This is a genomic window from Amycolatopsis sp. WAC 04169, assembly GCF_003947535.1.
Classification (GTDB): domain Bacteria; phylum Actinomycetota; class Actinomycetes; order Mycobacteriales; family Pseudonocardiaceae; genus Amycolatopsis; species Amycolatopsis keratiniphila.
Genome location: NZ_QHJI01000044.1, coordinates 1 through 796, shown reverse-complemented (window position 1 = coordinate 796; position 796 = coordinate 1). Strand labels below are relative to the sequence as shown.

The window sequence follows — 796 nt, the reverse complement described above, 5'->3', positions numbered from 1 at the left end:
TGTTCGGAGGAGGTGTCGCACTTGAGCAACGGGGGTGTGCACATTCCGCCGGATGTGCGGAAGTTCCTGGAGTTCACTCTGGGCTTGTCGTGGCCGGAGAGTGACGATCAAGGTCTGGTCGCGTTGTGGAAGGCGTGGGAGGCGTTCGAGGACGCCGCCGGTGTGTTCGAGGCCGCCACCCGGGCCGCCGGGGTGGCGGTCCCGCAGGTCTTGGAGGGTGAGACCGGGGAGTTCTTCGCCCATTTCCTGAGTGCGACGATCCCCGACGGTGTCGCCGGGCTCGGTGAGGCCGCCGGTGAACTCGCGAAAATGGCGCAGAACGCCGCAGCCGACGTCTACAAAACCAAAGTCATGTTCGTCGTCTTCGCCGCCTTCACCCTCGCCTCCATCATCCACCTGATGGCCACCCTCATCGGCGCCCTGTTCACCGGAGTGGTGATCGCCGCCGCCAGGGTCGCGCTGACCGCGATCTGGCGCGCCCTCATTACCCGCATGGGACAGCTCTCCCTCAGCGGTGGCCTCTCCCAAGCCACCAAAACCGCGTTGCTCAAGTTCGCGAAAGACCTCGCCATCAAAACCGGCGGCTTCGCCGCCTTCGGCGCCGCACTCATGGGCGGCACCGACTTCGGCGTCCAAGCCCGCCAAATCGCCGACGGCGACCGCCAAGGCTGGGACACCAAATCCCTCACCTCCTCCCTCGTCGGAGGCGCACTCGGCGGCGCCTTCGCCGGAATCTTCCACTCCGCCGCCGGAAGCATCCGCAAAACCGCCTTCGACCTCCGCGACCGCCTCACCA

1 protein-coding gene is annotated in these 796 nt (G+C 66.5%); it reads left to right on the top strand.

All coding sequences use genetic code 11. From position 1 onward, the window contains the following. Window positions 1-21: 21 nt before the first annotated feature. On the top strand, window positions 22-796 hold a 775-nt coding region (locus DMC61_RS40875; RefSeq protein WP_148106762.1), incomplete at its 3' end, for a hypothetical protein.